The organism is Methylobacterium sp. CM6257 (assembly GCF_054611515.1).
On record NZ_CM137735.1, the window covers coordinates 1,967,808 to 1,983,794 of the forward strand.

The 15,987-nt window shown below is 68.9% G+C and carries 14 protein-coding genes; 6 read left to right on the forward strand and 8 right to left on the reverse strand.

All coding sequences use genetic code 11. The annotated features are described in order from the left end of the window. Nucleotides 1-145: 145 nt before the first annotated feature. Entirely contained in the window at nt 146-1,132 is a 987-nt protein-coding gene (locus tag ACYCO6_RS09710; RefSeq protein ID WP_459771492.1) for a magnesium transporter CorA family protein, read from the forward strand. Nucleotides 1,133-1,339: 207 nt separating this feature from the next. Then, nucleotides 1,340-2,800, forward strand: a complete 1,461-nt coding sequence (locus ACYCO6_RS09715) for a methyl-accepting chemotaxis protein (RefSeq protein WP_459771495.1) — start codon at nt 1,340-1,342, stop codon at nt 2,798-2,800. 9 nt (nt 2,801-2,809) lie between these two features. Here ACYCO6_RS09715 and pdeM read toward each other — a convergent pair whose 3' ends face one another. Genes pdeM through ACYCO6_RS09730 form a run of 3 tightly spaced genes read right to left on the reverse strand, consistent with a single transcriptional unit; the run spans nt 2,810 to nt 7,121 of the window. Beyond that, complete coding sequence (pdeM, locus tag ACYCO6_RS09720; RefSeq protein WP_459771498.1) at nt 2,810-3,523, reverse strand: ligase-associated DNA damage response endonuclease PdeM; 714 nt, start codon at nt 3,521-3,523, stop codon at nt 2,810-2,812. A 41-nt stretch (nt 3,524-3,564) separates the two neighbouring features. Then, the gene (locus ACYCO6_RS09725; RefSeq protein ID WP_459773493.1) at nt 3,565-6,168 is read right to left on the reverse strand and encodes a ligase-associated DNA damage response DEXH box helicase; all 2,604 of its coding nucleotides are present in this window, start codon (nt 6,166-6,168) and stop codon (nt 3,565-3,567) included. Then, complete coding sequence (locus tag ACYCO6_RS09730) at nt 6,165-7,121, reverse strand: alpha/beta hydrolase (protein WP_459771500.1); 957 nt, start codon at nt 7,119-7,121, stop codon at nt 6,165-6,167. Before ACYCO6_RS09730 ends, ACYCO6_RS09725 begins: the two co-directional genes overlap by 4 nt. A gap of 282 nt (nt 7,122-7,403) precedes the next feature. Between ACYCO6_RS09730 and ACYCO6_RS09735 the strand changes: the two genes are divergently transcribed. Both ACYCO6_RS09735 and ACYCO6_RS09740 read left to right on the forward strand, forming a co-directional pair. Continuing rightward, nucleotides 7,404-7,748: a DUF6460 domain-containing protein gene (locus tag ACYCO6_RS09735; RefSeq protein WP_459771503.1), complete on the forward strand. Its 345-nt coding sequence runs from the start codon at nt 7,404-7,406 to the stop codon at nt 7,746-7,748. 68 nt (nt 7,749-7,816) lie between these two features. Then, complete coding sequence (locus ACYCO6_RS09740; protein ID WP_459771505.1) at nt 7,817-9,181, forward strand: MATE family efflux transporter; 1,365 nt, start codon at nt 7,817-7,819, stop codon at nt 9,179-9,181. Nucleotides 9,182-9,200: 19 nt separating this feature from the next. Here the strand turns inward: ACYCO6_RS09740 and ACYCO6_RS09745 are convergent, their stop codons facing one another. Then, nucleotides 9,201-9,536 (reverse strand): hypothetical protein, encoded by a 336-nt coding sequence (locus tag ACYCO6_RS09745; protein WP_459771507.1) that lies wholly within the window; start codon nt 9,534-9,536, stop codon nt 9,201-9,203. Between the two features lie 214 nt (nt 9,537-9,750). On the opposite strand from ACYCO6_RS09745, the gene ACYCO6_RS09750 reads away from it, so the two are divergent. Continuing rightward, complete coding sequence (locus ACYCO6_RS09750) at nt 9,751-10,644, forward strand: HpcH/HpaI aldolase/citrate lyase family protein (protein ID WP_459771509.1); 894 nt, start codon at nt 9,751-9,753, stop codon at nt 10,642-10,644. Nucleotides 10,645-10,774: 130 nt separating this feature from the next. Here the strand turns inward: ACYCO6_RS09750 and ACYCO6_RS09755 are convergent, their stop codons facing one another. From ACYCO6_RS09755 to ACYCO6_RS09770, 4 genes are all read right to left on the reverse strand, one after another. Further along, nucleotides 10,775-11,071, reverse strand: coding sequence for a hypothetical protein (locus ACYCO6_RS09755; RefSeq protein WP_459771511.1), 297 nt, complete (start codon nt 11,069-11,071; stop codon nt 10,775-10,777). Beyond that, nucleotides 11,068-13,365: an FdhF/YdeP family oxidoreductase gene (locus ACYCO6_RS09760; RefSeq protein WP_459771513.1), complete on the reverse strand. Its 2,298-nt coding sequence runs from the start codon at nt 13,363-13,365 to the stop codon at nt 11,068-11,070. The genes ACYCO6_RS09755 and ACYCO6_RS09760 overlap by 4 nt, the downstream gene beginning before the upstream one ends. A gap of 158 nt (nt 13,366-13,523) precedes the next feature. Continuing rightward, nucleotides 13,524-14,600 carry a quinone-dependent dihydroorotate dehydrogenase gene (locus tag ACYCO6_RS09765; RefSeq protein ID WP_459771515.1) on the reverse strand — a complete coding sequence of 359 codons (1,077 nt, stop codon included), beginning with the start codon at nt 14,598-14,600 and terminating at the stop codon, nt 13,524-13,526. Then, nucleotides 14,597-14,947, reverse strand: coding sequence for a DUF952 domain-containing protein (locus ACYCO6_RS09770; protein ID WP_459771517.1), 351 nt, complete (start codon nt 14,945-14,947; stop codon nt 14,597-14,599). Before ACYCO6_RS09770 ends, ACYCO6_RS09765 begins: the two co-directional genes overlap by 4 nt. A 314-nt stretch (nt 14,948-15,261) precedes the next feature. Between ACYCO6_RS09770 and ACYCO6_RS09775 the strand changes: the two genes are divergently transcribed. Further along, on the forward strand, nt 15,262-15,894 hold the full coding sequence (locus ACYCO6_RS09775; RefSeq protein ID WP_459771520.1) for a S24 family peptidase: 633 nt from the start codon (nt 15,262-15,264) through the stop codon (nt 15,892-15,894). Nucleotides 15,895-15,987 lie beyond the last annotated feature (93 nt).

Sequence of the window (15,987 nt, forward strand, 5' to 3'; positions counted from 1 at the left end):
GACTGTTAGCACTCTGTCTCGGCGAGTGCCAATGACGGCGGCGAGATAGTCTCGCGTGACTTCCGAGTCAAGGCTGTCGCACCCTCGCGTGACGGCGAGATGACGTCCCGGTGGCCTCCTCCCTGCTCATGGATAATGCGCCTTCATGCTGAGCCTGCACGGACCAGACGGGCCGCTGGCACCGGAAGCCGGCGGCACAGGCGCCCGCCATGCCGTCTGGCTGGACCTCAACGACCCAAGCCCAGAGGAGGCGGCTACTGTCGAGACCGCGACCGGCCTCCGCGTCCCATCCCGCGCGGCCCTCTCCGAGGTCGAGACGTCGAGCCGGCTGCGCCGCGTCAAGGGCGGCCTCTCCCTCTCGACGCCGATGATCACCTTCGAGCGCAGCGATTCGCAGCTGAAACCGCTGGGCTTCCTGCTGTCGAAGGACCACCTCGTCACGATCCGCTTCCACGACCTGCGGGCCTTCGAATCCTCGGCAAAGCGCATCGCCGAGGGCGACGGGAGCGCCACACCGAGCGAGATCTTCCTGATCGTCCTTGAGGAGCTGGTCGACAGTCTCGCGGACGCACTTGAAGACATGGCGTCGGAACTCGACACGCTCTCCACACGGATCTTCGATTTCGACGTGCGCGGCGCGGATCGGCGGCGGCTGGAGAGCCCGCCGCCCCGCCGCCGCGACCTTGCCTTGCGCCGGATCTTGCGCGGGATCAGCAACCGCGGAAAGGTGTTGGGCAAGATCCGCGCAAGCCTGCTCGGCCTGGAGCGGATCGTACCGTTCGTCGCGGCGGCCTGTGACGGGCTGGGGCTGCCCGAGGACGGCCGGTTCGAGACGATCCGGCGCGACATCGAATCCCTCGATGAGTTCGAGACGCGGCTGGCCGAGAACGTGCAGTTCCTCTTGGACGCGGCCCTCGGTCTCATCAACATCGAGCAGAACAATGTCTTCCGGGTGCTGACCGTCGTCTCCGTCGTGGGCGTGCCCCCGACGCTGATCGCCTCCATGTACGGCATGAATTTCAAGCACATGCCGGAACTGGACTGGACCTACGGCTACCCCTACGCGCTCGGGCTGATCCTGCTCAGTGCCGTCGTGCCGATCGTGTACTTCCGGATACGCGGCTGGTTCTGATATTCAGCCTGCAAATGTATTTCGACAAAGACATTGCCGGCTCAATATGGATTGAGCGCCGTTAGCTGGTCTTTTGATCGATTTCTCGGAACAGAGCGCCGCAGATCACATCGACACAGCGCGGCGAAATCTGCCAGTCGTCGCATAATTATAAAATTTTCAACATAATAGATGTTAGGTCCGCACTCGGATACTGCGAGCACCGTCATGTTCAATCGAACCATGTACAATGAAGCTCAGACCGAGATCGAAGCGCTCGACCGATCGCTGGCGATCATCGAGTTCTCCATGGATGGCAACGTCCTCCATGCGAACCAGAACTTCCTGAATTTGATGAAATACAATCTCGCGGACATCAGGAACAAGCATCATCAGCTCTTCATCGAGAAGGTCTACGCCGCAAGCCCGGATTATGCCGCCTTCTGGGACGGCCTGAGGCGCGGCCGGTATGTCACCGGTGAGTTCCTGCGGGTCGACAAGGATGGCGCATCGGTCTGGCTCGAGGCCACCTACAACCCGGTGCTCGACGCGAAAGGACGACCGATCAAGGTGGTCAAGTTCGCCTCCGACATCTCGGCGAAGAAAAAGGAGATCAGCCGGCTCCTGACGATGATCGACAACGTTCCGGTGGCAGTGATGACCGCCGACCTCAACGACGACTGCAAGATCGACTACCTCAACGCCACGTCGCGTCGGACGCTGGCGACGATCGAGCAGCATCTGCCGGTCAAGGCCGGCGATATGCTCGGGTGCTCCTTCGACGTCTTCCACAAGAATCCGCACCACCAGCGCACCATGCTGGCGGATGCGAGCCGCCTGCCGCACACCACCAAGATCAAGGTCAGGCCGGAGACGCTCAACCTGCGGGTGACCGCGGTGAACGACGAGACCGGCCGCTACATCGGGCCGATGCTGACCTGGGCCGTGGTCACCGCGCAGGTGAACATGGAACTGGAGGTGAAGCAGGTCGTCGACGCCGTCGGCTCCGCAATCCACGAGATGCAGAACTCGGCCGAGGGGTTGATGCAGTCGGCCGAATCCGCCCGCGCCAAAGCCTCATCGGTCGCGGCGACGTCCGAGCAGATGAACGGCGCGATCCAGGAGATCTCCGGGCAGGTCACGCGGGTCTCGGAACAGGCGCAGCAGATCGCCGTTCAGGCCGAGGCCACGGACGCGACGATGCGGCAGCTCGCCGAGAACGCCCGCAAGGTCGACGCGGTCGTCGGCATGATCAAGTCGATTGCCGGTCAGACCAACCTGCTGGCGCTCAACGCCACCATTGAGGCGGCGCGGGCCGGCGAGGCCGGCCGGGGCTTCGCGGTGGTGGCCAGCGAGGTGAAGGCGCTGGCCGAGCAGACCGCCAAGGCCACGGGCGAGATCACCCAACAGGTCTCGGCGATCCAGAGCGCCACGGGCGAGGCGGTCGGCGCCATCGAGACGATCACCGCGGCGGTGGGCGAACTCTCCAAGCTGACGCTCGCGATGGCGAGCGCCGTCGAGGAGCAGGCGGTGTCGACGCACGAGATGGCCGGCAACATCGGCGGCGTCTCGGAGGCTGCCAGCGCGACCGGTCAGCTCGCCCGGACCGTTCAGGGTATCGCCGAGAACCTCGCCGGCCATTCGGCGGGACTCTCCGAGAGCGTGACCCGATTCATGAGGTCGGCCTGATCGGCCTCGTCAGTCCCGGGCGAGCTGCGCCCGGCCGATGGCGAAGACCCGTCCGTCGCCGAGGAGGTGAGCCGTAAAGCCCTTCGGGAACAGGCTCTCAAACGCCCGGTCGCGGACGTTGAGGCCACCCGCATAGGCGCCGAAGGCCGGCATCACGAGGCGCGTCCCGTCGGTGACGAAGCAGCGGCGGCGGACCGCACGGCCGCGCATCGCGACCTTGCCGCAGGGGTGGAGATGTCCGGCGATCTCGCCGGGCACGGGCTCAGGACCCGGTTCGTGGCGCAGCACCAATCCGCCGATCGTCAGCGCGTCGGCGTAGCGGCCGCCGACGCCCTCGCTGACGGCCGCGTCGTGGTTTCCGGCGATCCAGACCCAGTCGCGGCCGTCCTGAAGCGCCGCCACCATGGCCCGGTCGCCGGGCTCCATGCGCTCCGGTCCCCGGGCGTCGTGAAAGGAATCCCCGAGGGCCACCACGCGGACGGGATCGTGGCGCACCAACGCCTCGTGCAGGCAGGCCAGCGTCTCGCGGGTATCGTAGGGCGGCAGGAACTGACCGGACCGGGCCGCGTAGGACGAGCCCTTCTCCAGATGCAGGTCCGAGACGATGAGCGTCCGGTGCTCCGGCAGCCAGAGACCGCCGCAGAGGTCGAGAACCAGTGTCTCGCCCGCGAGCTGCAGGGTGGGGTGCTTGGATGTCTTCTCAAGTCTCAGGCCGGCCACCAAGATCGCATCCTCGGAATCGTCGGGGGAGGGCGGATCACGGGTCAGGACAGAGCCTCCTGAAGAAGCTCCGCCTCGGCCTCGGCCAGGATCTCGTCGGCGCCCTCGCCGTAGACCCGCTCGCGCCCGATCTCGAGCATGACGGACACGGAGAGCGGCGAGACCCGGTCGAGAGACCTGTGGATGATTCGCCCCTGGATGCGCTCTAGCATCATGCCGAGGCGCCTCACGTCGAGGAGTCCGGTTGCCGCATCCTGCCGCGCGGCCCGCAGGAGGAGGTGGTCGGGCTGGTGCTTGCGCAGCACGTCGTAGATCAGGTCGGTGGAGATCGTGACCTGCCGTCCGGTCTTCTTCTGCCCGGGATGATGGCGCTCGATCAGCCCGCCGATCACCGCGCATTGCCGGAAGGTGCGCTTCATCATCGCCGATTCATCGAGCCACGCTTCCAGGTCGTCGCCCAGCATGTCGACGGCGAAGAGGTCGCCGATGAAGTCCGGATCGAGCGCGGCGCGCTCGGACAGGTCACGGTTCGCCCAGATCGCGATGCCGTAATCGTTGGCCGCGAATCCAAGCGGCCGCAGGCCGGCGCGCTCCAACCTGCGGGTGAGCAGCATGCCGAGCGTCTGGTGGGCGAGGCGACCCTCGAACGGGAAGGCGGTCAGGTAGTAGCGCTTGCCCCGCGGAAACGTCTCCACCAGGAGATCGCGCTCACCCGGCAGGACCGACCGACGGCGCTGCTGCAGCAGGTACTCGCCGATCTGCTTCGGCAGGCGGTCCCATTCGAACGGGTCGGCGATGAGCGCCCGGACCCGGGCGGCCAGGAAGGTCGAGAGCGGGAATTTCGCGCCCGCGTAGGAGGGGATCGCCGGATCTGTGCCAGGCGGTGCGCGGGTCACCAGGCACTCATCCTCGGCGAGACCCTCGAAGCGCAGGGTCTCGCCCGCGAACAGGAAAGTGTCGCCGACCGTCAGCGTCTCGGCGAACTCGTCCTCGATCTCGCCGAGCACGCGGCCGGACTTCGGCAGAACGGTTCCGGGCTTGCCGCGCAGCGTCCGCCCGAGCCGAACTTTCACCCGCGCTGCCTCGACGATGGTGCCGACATTCATCCGGTAGGCCTGGGCGGTGCGGGCATCGCGCACACGCCAGAGCCCGTCCGGCCCGCGCACGATCTTGGCGAAGCGCTCGTAGGCGCGCAGCGCGTAACCGCCTGTGGCGACGTAATCGACCACCTGCTCGAAGGATTCCCAGGTGAGGGCGGAATAGGGCGCGGCTGAGACGATCTCGTCATAGAGATCGACAGGATCGAAGGCGTCCGCGCAGGCCATGCCCAGCACGTGCTGGGCGAGCACGTCGAGGGCGCCCTGCCGAGCGTCGGGAGTGTCCTGCGCGGCCTCCTCGACGGCGTCCAGCGCGGCCTGGCACTCCAGCATCTCGAACCGGTTGCCGGGGACCAGATAGGCCTTCGAGGGCTCGTCCATGCGATGGTTGGCCCGGCCGATCCGCTGCATGATCCGGCTCGCGCCCTTCGGCGCGCCGACATTGACCACGAGGTCGACGTCGCCCCAGTCGATGCCGAGATCGAGGGTGGCGGTGCAGACGATCGCCCGGAGCTGGCCTGCCGCCATGGCGGCCTCGACCCGGCGGCGCTGCTGCGCGTCCAGTGAGCCGTGGTGGATGGCAATCGGCAGCGCGTCCTCGTTGAGCCGCCACAGCTCCTGGAAGGTGTACTCGGCCTGGAGGCGCGTGTTCACGAAGACCAGCGTCGTGCGGTGCTCGCGGATCAGCTCGTAGATCGCCGGCATCGAGTGCCAGGCGGTGTGGCCCGAGAGCGGCAGCGTCCGGCCGAGATCGAGCATGCGCAGGTCCGCCTTCGCGCCGCCCGCCACAGTGACGAGATCGGCCATGTGGAGCTCGACATGCCCCCTCTCCCGTGCGGGAGTGGGCACCCGCGCGCAATCCTGAACCGGGGTTGCCGTCTCCGACCCGGGATCGTCATCGTCTTCGGAAGGACGAGCCGTCATCTGCGGCACCAGATATTTCCGCAATTCGTCCGGCTCGCGCACCGTCGCAGAGAGCCCGACCGCCGCGAGACCGGGGCTCAGCCGGTGCAGCCGCGCCAGCGCCAGCGCGAGGAGATCGCCGCGCTTGGAGGTCACCAGCGCGTGCAGCTCGTCCAAGATCACGCACCGCAGCCCCGCGAAGAACGCCGCGGCCTCGCGATGGGCGATCAGCAGCGCCAGCTGCTCGGGCGTAGTCAGCAGGATGTCGGGCGGACGGCTGACCTGGCGGGTGCGCTTGTGGGCGGGCGTGTCGCCGGTACGGGTCTCGACCTGGATGGGGAGCGCCATCTCGGCGATCGGCGCGTCAAGATTGCGTGCGATGTCCACCGCCAGCGCCTTCAGCGGCGAGACGTAGAGGGTGTGCAGCCCCTTCGACCTCAGCGGCTGCGCTCCGCGCGCGGAGAGGGCGACGAGGCTCGGCAGGAACCCCGCCAGGGTCTTGCCGGCGCCGGTCGGCGCCACGAGCAGAGCCGAGCGGCCGCCGCCGGCGATCCGCAGGAGGTCGAGCTGGTGCGGCCTGGGCGCCCAGCCGCGCGCAGCGAACCAGGCCCGGAACGTCGCCGGCAGGATCTCGGACGAGTCGCTCAGGCGAGCGCCATCAGGAAGCGGTCGATCAGCTCCAGAGCCCGCTCGCTCATCGGGCTCGGGTAGCGGGCGAAGACGTGGCAGCCGCCGGGGTAGATCGCCGTATGGCCGCCATTGCCCGCAGCCGCCCAGCGCGCCGACATGTAGAGCGTGTCGTCCAGCAGCGGATCCATGGTGCCGATCGTGAACAGAGCCGGCGGCAGGCCCTTCAGCTCGGCATAAATCGGCGACACGTCCGGCCGGCGCCGGTCGATGCCCTCACGGACGTAGCCGTCGGCAAACTTGGTGAGGTCGCGGGTATTCACGACCAGTCGCTCCTCGCCCCAGTTGCGCACCGAGGGGGTCAGGCCGAGGTCGAAGAAGCCAGCGTTGAGGTTTGCGCCCCGGAAGGCCCGGGGCAAATTGTGCTTGTCGCGCAACCGCAGCAGCACCATCACGGCGAGATGCGCCCCCACAGACTCGCCGCCAATGGTGAGGGCGTGGATCCCGAGTTCGGTCTTGCCGGGCCCGGCAAGCCACAGGGCCGCGGCCTCGCAGTCGAGGAGAGCCGCCGGATAGGGATGCTCGGGTGCGAGCCGGTACTCCACCGACAGGGCGACGAAACCACAGGCGTCGGCGATCCGCTCCAGCCACGGGTCCTGCTCATCCGCCGAGCCCCAGACCCATCCGCCGCGGTGGATGTGCAGATACGCGCCCCGCAATTTGGTGCCGGGCCTCGGACGGATGACGCGGAGCTTGAGGGGGCCACCGGGGCCCTCGATCGTCAGCCATTCCGCGCGGGCGCTGTGCGGCATCGCCGGTGCCGCCTTCGTGCCGGCCCGGCGCCGCTCGCGCACCTCGGATATCGGCAACGACCAGGGATCGGGCAGCGCAGCGTGCGCCGCGACGATCTCGGCATTGAGCCGGAGCGTCTCGGGATCGATCGTCGCCGGGTCGAACAGGGCGTGGTCGATCATCGTGTCTTTGGTCCCGTCGGCACTCAGAGCCTCTCAACAATACGCCCGATTCCCGGGAGTTCTCCTTTTGGCCAAGATGGCGCAGCGGAGGTTTCGCGAGGTGCCCAACCCATGGCCAGTCCCGACATCTTGGCGGGAGCGGCCTCGCTTGCCATCTGGGGTTCGCGGGAGAAACCCGCCAACGCGCGATCCGCGCTCGGGTTTCGACGCGGTGTGGTGCGCCGGCCACGGTTCTGCCCGCTTCGTCGCCGATCCGTGGGTCGCAGGCTTCACGAGGACACGATGCTCGTCGATCACGACCGGCGCCGGCACGGTGCCCCGCCGCCGAATGCAGCCTATGGGGCGGATCACTACCGGCCACAACCCGCTGCGCTGCGGCGCTTTCTCGGCGGCTCGCCAGCCGGCGTGTTCCTGCGCCTGCTATTCCTGTCGGTCTTGGTCGGCGCCTTCATGTCGATGCTCGGGCTGACGCCCGGCCGCCTGTTCTGGCACCTGTATGATTCGGCCCGGGCGCTGCTGGAGGTCGGCCTCGCCTCGCTCCACGATTTCGGCGGCTGGATCGTTGCGGGTGCGGTCGTAGTGGTGCCGCTCTGGCTGATCGCCCGCCTCTTTGCCGTCTCCCGCTGACGGACGGTTCGCGAGGCGGCGCACCCCTCCGAGACTGCGATGAGCGTTCGCGAACCGGTCGCGGCGGCATGACGCGCGCCGCTTCCAGTCCTGGCCGCCCGACACATCGGCGCGTGCTGGCCCTGGCGCTGCCGATGACGCTCGCCAACGTCACCACGCCGATGCTCGGATTCGTCGGCGCGGCGGTGATCGGACGTCTCGGGGACGCCGCCCTGCTCGGCGCGGTCGCGCTCGGGGCCATCATTTTCGACGCGATCTTCTGGTCGTTCGGCACCCTGCGCATGGCGACCGCGGGGCTGACCGCGCAGGCGGTCGGCGCGCGGGACGGTTCGGAGGTGGATCGCATCCTGGCCCGGGCCGTGACGGCGGGTACCCTGATCGGGCTCCTCCTGGTGGTGCTCCAGTGGCCTATCGCCCGCGTCGCCTTCGCCGTCAGCGGGGCGAGCGACGCCGTGACCGCTGCCCTCACGACCTATTTCCACATCCGCATCCTGTCGGCCCCCTTCGTGCTGGCGAGCTACGGCGTGCTCGGCTCGGTCCTGGGCCGCGGGCGGACCGATCTCGGCCTCCTGCTCCAGGTGGCGATCAACCTGACCCATATCGGGCTGACACTCGCCCTGGTCCTCGGCTTCGGCCTGGGGCTCGCGGGCGCGGCGCTGGCGACTCTCGGGGCCGAGGCGGCCGGCTTCGGCCTCGGTCTGGTCGTCCTGGCGCGCCTCGGCTCCCGGCCGTTCCGGGTGCCTTTGCGCGACTTGCGCGACGCCGCAGCGCTCCGCAGGACCCTGAGCGTCAACGTCGACGTCATCCTGCGGACGCTCGCCCTGATCACCGGGATCGTCCTGTTCTCGGCGCTCGGCGCCCGACAGGGCGATGTCGTGCTCGCGGCCAATTCGGTCCTGTGGAATCTCTTTTTGATCGGCGGCTTCTTCCTCGACGGCTTCGCCACGGCGGCCGAGACCCTGTGCGGGCAGGCCGTGGGTGCGCGGGACGCGGAAGCATTCCGGTCGGCATGCAGCCTGTGCTTGCGCTGGTGCCTCGGTTTCGGACTGGCCGTCAGCCTGATCTCAATCGTCGGCGGTCCAGGTTTCATCGACTTCGTCACGACGAGCGGCCCGGTGCGCGAGACCGCGCGGGCCTATCTGCTGCTCGCAGCCCTGGCGCCCCTCGCGGCTGCCGCACCCTTTGCGTATGACGGGATCTATATCGGTGCGACTTGGACGCGGGCGATGCGCAACCTGATGCTCCGTGCGCTCGCCGCCTACGGCGTGATCCTCGGGCTCGTTCAGGCTTTCGGTCTCGGCAATGCCGGGCTGTGGCTCGCCTTCGTGGCCTTCCTGGGCGCCCGAGGGCTCGGCCAGGCGGTCGCCTTTCCGGCTCTGGCTCGTGGGACGTTCTCCGACGCCGCCTTGCCGGAAGCCCAGCCGGCGAGGTGAGACACCGCCGGCCTGCGGTCTAGTGGGGATCCTTCCAGGTCGTCGGTGCCGTGGTCTGGGCGACTGCCCGCGGGGTGCGCGGGACCTCGGCCTCTGCCCGACGCGGGAGCGGATGGCGGGCGCCTGCATAGCCGTAGCGGCGTCCTCTCCGGACATGGCGGCGTCCGCGCTCCGCCGAGTTCCCGACCAGACCGCCGACCACCGCCCCGGCAACCGCGCCGATGGGACCGCCCACCAGCGCGCCCGCGACAGCGCCGGAGCCGACACCCATCGTCGTGCGGCTCTGTGCCCGGGCCGCCTCTGGAACGGCCAGGGCCCCGATCACGGCGAGGACTGCCAAGACTTTGCGCATCATCGTGGTCCAAGGATCCGGGGATTGGTTTCGAGCGGCCTTTAAGCGGGCGAACATGACCAAACCGCGGCCTCGACAAGAGAAGGCCCGAGGCAGTGTCAAATGTCGTGCGGACTCACCGACGCCGACCAACGGGGGTGTGGCTTGCACGGCGGCGTGCTTTAGGGTGCAGCGCAACGACGGCAGGCCGCGTGGCGGCTGCAGGAGGGAGAAGCCTATGGCAACGACGATAGACCTGCGCTTGCGCCGGAGCGTGCTCTACATGCCCGGCTCGAATCAGAGGGCCCTCGACAAAGCGAAGACCCTTCCGGTCGACAGCATCATCTTGGACCTGGAAGATGCGGTCGGGCCGGAGGAGAAGGAGATCGCCCGCGAGCAGGTCTGCGCCGCGGTCAAGAGTGGGGCTTACGGCGACCGCGAGCTGATCATCCGCGTCAACGCTCCCCAGACGCCCTGGGGCGAGGCGGATCTCCAGGCGGCCATCGGGGCGAAGCCCGACGCGATCCTGATGCCGAAGGTGTCCTCTCCGGCCGTGCTGGAGAGCATCGCTGACCGGCTCGAATCCCTCGACGCGCCGGAGGGCATCGCAATCTGGGCGATGATCGAGACGCCGGCCTCGATCCTCAACATCCAGGACATTGCCCGCGCCAAGCGCGACCCGCGCAACCGATTGACCTGCCTGGTACTGGGCACCAACGACCTCGCCAAGGACACCTGGGCGAAGATCGTGCCTGGGCGCGTGCCGATGCTGCCCTGGATGATGATGGCGCTCGCCGCCGCCCGCGCCGAAGGCCTCGCCATCCTCGACGGCGTCTACAATGACATCGCCGACACGGAGGGCTGCCGCGAGGAGTGCCGGCAGGCGCGCGACCTCGGCTTCGACGGCAAGACCCTGATCCATCCGACGCAGCTTGAACCGGCCAATTCCTCTTTCGCTCCCACCGAGGAGGAGGTGCGCCGCGCCAAGCTTGTGATCGAAGCCTTCGAGCGGCCGGAATACGCCAAGCGCGGTGCCATCAAGCTTGAGGGCCGTCTCTACGAGCGGCAGCACCTCGGCGTGAACCGCCGCGCTGTGACCTGGGCCGAGGCGATCAAGGCGAAGGGATTCTGAGCGCCCATCTCTGTCGGGACATCCGACCCTCGACCTCATCCTGAGGTGCTGGAGCGCAGCGGAGGCCTCGAAGAAGGCCTCCAAGGGTCACGGCGCCCTCTGAAGGGCTCCTTCGAGATGTGCCGCCACGCTACTGCTCTCCGGACGCCGAGTAGCGAGTCCGCTGCGTGCGGGGATCGCGCGCCGTCACGGCGACGTGACCCGCCTCCTCCAGACCGGCCAGGGCGCGCAGGACGAGGGCGTGCTCCACCGCGAAGGTCCGCGCAAAGGCGCGGCTGTCGCCCGGCAGGCCGAGGTCGAGAGCCGCCAGCAGTCCCGCCTCAAGGGGGTAAAGCCCCGGATGCGCCGCCGTCGTCCGGTCGAGAGCGGCCACGAAGGCCGCCTCATCCAGCGCGTCCCGTGCCTCCTGCCGCTTCGGACCGCTCAAGCGGCCTCGCGCGCCTGCAGGGTCACGAGCACCGACTTCGAAGTCGGCGTGTCGCTCTTCTCGCCGAAGGTCGAGAGCGGCACGAGCACGTTCAACTCGGGGTAATAGCCCGCGAGCGAACCCCGGGGCATGTCGAAGGGCACGAGGCGGAAATCCTCCGCCCGGCGCGTGATGCCGTCATCGTGCGTTCCGATGATGTCAACGCGCTCACCGAGCCGGTCGCGGATCTCCGCGAGGTCGTCCGGATGGGCGAAGAGCACGCGGCGCTCGCCATAGACCCCGCGGTAGCGGTCATCGAGGCCATAGATCGTGGTGTTGTACTGGTCGTGGCTGCGGAAGGTCTGCAGCACGAAGGTGTCGCGGGTCTTCGTCGCCGCTTGGTGCTCGGTCTCGACCGGCAGGGCGGCCGCCGAGAAGTTGGCAAGGCCCGTGTCGGTCTCGAACACCCGCTCGGCGGCAAGGTTGCGCAACATGAATCCGCGCGGCTTGCGCACCCGGGCGTTGTAACCGGTGAAGCCCGGCACCGTCGCGGCGATCGCCTCGCGGATCCGGTCGTAATCGGCCGCGAAGCCGGCCCAGTCGATGGTGGACGAGCCGACCGTCGCCTGCGCGATCCCGGCGATGATGGCGATCTCGGAGCGCAGCTCCTTCGAGGCCGGCTTGTTAATGCCGCCGGATCCGTGGACCATGCTCATCGAGTCCTCGACGGTCACGATCTGGACCTTGCCCTCGGCGTTGCGGTCGATCTCGGTGCGTCCGAGGCAGGGCAGCAGGTAGCCGACCGCGCCGGGCACCAGATGGGCGTGGTTGAGCTTCGTCGCGATGTGCACGGTCAGGCGGCAGGAGGCCAGGGCCTGCGCCACGACCGGCGTGTCTGGGGTCGCCCGGAGGAAATTGCCGCCGAGCCCGATGAAGGCCCTGGACGAGCCGTCCCGCATGGCGCGGATCGCCGCGAGCACATTGTGGCCGTGCCGCCGGGGCATGGCCGTGCCGAAATGCTGCTCCAGCGCGTCCAAGAAGGTCGGGGAGGGGCGCTCGTTGATGCCGACCGTCCGGTCACCCTGCACGTTGGAATGGCCCCGCACCGGGCAGAGACCTGCGCCGGGGCGGCCGATATGTCCGCGCAGGAACAGGAGGTTGGCGATCTCCCGGATGGTCGCTACGGAATGACGGTGCTGGGTGACGCCCATGGCCCAGGTGGCGATGACCCGCTGCGCTCCGAGATAGACGTCCGCCATGGCGGTGATCTCGTCCATCGTCAGGCCGGACTGGTCGAGGATTGTCTCCCACGAGGTCACCTCCACCGCAGCGCGGTAGGCGTCGAGGCCGGCAGTGTGGTGCTCCAGGAAGGCGCGGTCGAGCAGCGACGGGCGGCCGGCCGCGAGGGCCTCGGCATCGCGGGCGAAGATCACCTTGGCGATGCCCCGGAAGGCAGCCATGTCACCGCCGGACCGAGGCTGGAGGTAGTGGCTGGCGATCGGGCGGCTCGCGCCCCGCAGCATCTCGACGGTGTTCTGCGGGTCCGCGAAACGCTCCAGACCGCGCTCGCGCACCGGGTTCAGCACCACCACCTTCGCGCCGCGCTCCGCCGCCCGGCGCAGGTCGCCGAGCATGCGCGGATGGTTGGTGCCGGGATTCTGGCCGACGCAGAAGATCGCGTCCGCCTTCTCGAAATCCTCCAGCAGGACCGTGCCCTTGCCGACTCCGATCGCCTCCGCGAGGGCGATGCCGCTCGCCTCGTGACACATATTCGAACAGTCGGGGAAGTTGTTGGTCCCGTAAGCCCGGGCGAAGAGCTGGTAGAGGTAGGCGGCCTCATTCGAGGCGCGGCCCGAGGTGTAGAACTCCGCCTGATCCGGATGGTCGAGCCCGCGCAGCGTCGCGCCGATCTCCGCGAAGGCCTCGTCCCAGCTCACCGGCAGGTAGCGGTCGCTGGCGGCGTCGTAGCGCATCGGATGCGTGAGGCGGCCCTCGCCCTCCAGTGCGTAGTCGCTCCAGGTCCGCAGCTCGGTGAGGGTGTGGCGCGCGAAGAAGGAGGGTGGCGTGCGCTTGTCGGTGGCCTCCCAGGAGACTGCCTTCACGCCGTTCTCGCAGAACTCGAACGATGAGCCGTGCTCCGGGTCACCCCAGGCGCAGCCGGGGCAGTCGAACCCGTCGGGCTGGTTGGCCTTCAGCAGGGCGCGGGCGCCGGTGAGCGGCGCGCGGCTCCCGAGCAGGTGCTTGCCGCAGCTCTTCAGAGCGCCCCAGCCGCCGGCCGCGGATGAGCGCTTGGAAGACCCCTCAGACTGGGCCATGAACCGTCCTGAATTTGCAGACGCGACCGATCTCGCAAGCGCGAGATAAGCGTGCTCGCGTCGCCCTCACAACGGCGTGCGCGCGCAGGTCCCTTATGCGCGGAGCACAGGCTAAGCTCCCACTCCGCAAAGCCTTTCTAAACCGTGGTGCCGGCTCATCAGCCAGCGTGGGCGAGATCTGCGGCGTCGCGGCCGACCGCTTGCGCCAAGCTGGTCACGCCATCCCGGCGCATCCGCTCCAAGAGCCCGGCCTTGATGCGCCCGACCAACGCAGGTCCCTCGTAGACGAGCGCCGAGTAGAGCTGCACGAGGCTCGCGCCGGCCCGGATCTTGGTCCAGGCGGCCTCCGCAGAGTCCACGCCGCCGACGCCCACCAGGGGCAGGCTGTCGCCGACCCGCAGGCGTGTCTGGGCCAGCATACGGGTCGCCGGCCCGAACAGGGGGCGGCCGGATAAGCCGCCCGTCTCTCGGGCCAGTCTCTGCTCAATGAGGCCCGCCGGCCGTGCCACGGTCGTGTTCGAGACCACGAGCGCCTGGACGCCGCGCCGCTGGGCGGTGGCGCAGACCGCATCGAGGGCGTCCAGAGCCATGTCGGGGGCGATCTTCAGGAGGATCGCCGCCGAGGCCCCCGCCGCGTCGCGGGCCTCGACCGTCCGGGCAAGCAGTTCGTCGAGGAACGCCTCGCCCTGAAGGTCGCGCAGGCCGGGCGTGTTCGGCGAGGAGACGTTGACGGTCACGAAATCGACCAGCGGCGCCAGCGCCGCCGTGCAGGCGGCGTAGTCGGCGAGGCGGTCGGCCGAATCCTTGTTGGCTCCGATGTTGACGCCGACGATGCCGGGCCGGCCGGCTCGGGCGCGCAGGCGGGCGGCCACGACCGCGAGCCCCTCGCTGTTCAGGCCGTAGCGGTTGATCACGGCACGGTCGGCTGTCAAGCGGAAAACCCGCGGCTGCGGGTTGCCGGGCTGCGGCAGCGGCACCACCCCGCCGACCTCGACGAACCCGAAGCCCAGGCCGAGCATGGCGTCCGGCACCCGCGCGCCCTTGTCGAAGCCCGCCGCCAGGCCGACCGGGTTAGGGAAGCGGCGCCCGAGCAGCTCGACGGCAAGCCGTGGATCGTCCGCCGGGGCCGCTCCGGGGGGCATGAGGGCCAAGGCGCGGAGCGTGAGGTCATGCGCGCGCTCGGCGTCGAGCCGATGGAGCAGCGGGCGAACCAGCGGGAAGGCTGCGCCAATCACGCCGGCAGGACCCCGGCCGGGAATCTGTGGCGTCCGTCCTCGCCGAGCGGCAACTCGTCCACCGAGACCACGGCGGAGAGCGGAAGCGTGCCGTAGAGATGCGGAAAATCGTCGCCGCCGCGGGAAGGCTCGTAGCGCAGGCTCGGCCCGAGCGTACCGGTCTCGACGGTCACGAGGAGCAGGTCACGCTGACCGGCGAAGTGCCGCGCCGCCGTCTCGGCAACCTGAGCGGCGGTGGAGAAATGGATGAAGCCGTCCTGGTGGTCGATCGGGGCCCCCGTGAACTGGCCCGCGGCCTCAGCTTCGCGCCACAGCGCGCGCGGACAGATCTTGTAGATGAGCGGCATCGAAGCTCCCCGGCAATCGAGGCGTCGATAGAGGCGCGGCGCCCCGGCGGCAACTCCGGGAACCGGGCGATTCGAGGAGCGATTGCATTCTGCAGCCCGTAGTTCTACTTTCCTACGACTAGGCTGAGCGTCACAGAGCCATGTCCGAGGCGGGAGACCCGCTTCGCATCGTGAATTGTCCAGTATTTCCGCGCGTACCCGCAGGGTGCGTTCCCTATCCTGCGGGAAGATCGTCTCTGTGCCCCCGAGGCAGCCGGATGCCGGCTGGCGAGACGGGGGCGCCGGCCCGCTCAGGACGAGCCTCCGAGCCTGACATGTTGTCTCACGAGCAGATCTGGAACGCCATCGACAGGCTTGCCGAACGCCACGGCTACTCGGCGTCCGGGCTCGCCCGTCGCGCCGGTCTCGATGCGACGAGTTTCAACCGCTCGAAGCGGATCGGGGCCGACGGGCGCAAGCGCTGGCCGTCCACCGAGTCCGTGTCCAAGGTCCTGGCCGCCACGGGGGCGAGCCTGGACGAGTTCCTTCGGCTCATCGAGGCCAGGGAGATCCCGGCGCGCACCATGGTTCCCCTGATCGGCCTGACTCAGGCCGGCGCCGGCCGCCTGTTCACCGACGAGGGCATGCCCACCGGCGGCGCCGGCTGGGAGGAGATCGAATTCCCCGATCTCGGTGAGGAGCGGGCCTTCGCCCTGGAGATCCAGGGCGATTCCATGCTGCCCCTGTTCCGCGACGGCGACGTGCTGATCGTCTCGCCCACGGCCAGCGTGCGCAAGGGCGACCGCGTCGTGGTCCGGCTGCACGGGGGCGAGGTGCTGGCCAAGGAACTGAAGCGGCGCACGGCCCGGACCGTTGAGCTGGCCTCGCTCAATCCGGAGCACGAGGACCGCGTCCTGAATATCGGTGAGGTCGCCTGGATGGCCCGGGTGATGTGGGTGCGCCAGTAGAGTAAGCTCCTCAGGCTGCGGGCTCGCTTTCGGCCCGGCGCTTGGCCAGCGCACGGTTCGTCGCTATCGCTGGCCCGTCGCGGGCCTTCCGCA

Coding starts and splice junctions, on each gene's coding strand:
- ACYCO6_RS09715 (WP_459771495.1), top strand. CDS start 1,340: ATGTTCAATCGAACCATGTACAATGAAGCTCAGACCGAGATCGAAGCG.
- ACYCO6_RS09750 (WP_459771509.1), top strand. CDS start 9,751: ATGGCAACGACGATAGACCTGCGCTTGCGCCGGAGCGTGCTCTACATG.
- ACYCO6_RS09730 (WP_459771500.1), bottom strand. CDS start 7,121: ATGATCGACCACGCCCTGTTCGACCCGGCGACGATCGATCCCGAGACG.
- ACYCO6_RS09770 (WP_459771517.1), bottom strand. CDS start 14,947: ATGCCGCTCATCTACAAGATCTGTCCGCGCGCGCTGTGGCGCGAAGCT.
- ACYCO6_RS09760 (WP_459771513.1), bottom strand. CDS start 13,365: ATGGCCCAGTCTGAGGGGTCTTCCAAGCGCTCATCCGCGGCCGGCGGC.
- ACYCO6_RS09775 (WP_459771520.1), top strand. CDS start 15,262: ATGTTGTCTCACGAGCAGATCTGGAACGCCATCGACAGGCTTGCCGAA.
- ACYCO6_RS09735 (WP_459771503.1), top strand. CDS start 7,404: ATGCTCGTCGATCACGACCGGCGCCGGCACGGTGCCCCGCCGCCGAAT.
- ACYCO6_RS09745 (WP_459771507.1), bottom strand. CDS start 9,536: ATGATGCGCAAAGTCTTGGCAGTCCTCGCCGTGATCGGGGCCCTGGCC.
- ACYCO6_RS09740 (WP_459771505.1), top strand. CDS start 7,817: ATGACGCGCGCCGCTTCCAGTCCTGGCCGCCCGACACATCGGCGCGTG.
- ACYCO6_RS09710 (WP_459771492.1), top strand. CDS start 146: ATGCTGAGCCTGCACGGACCAGACGGGCCGCTGGCACCGGAAGCCGGC.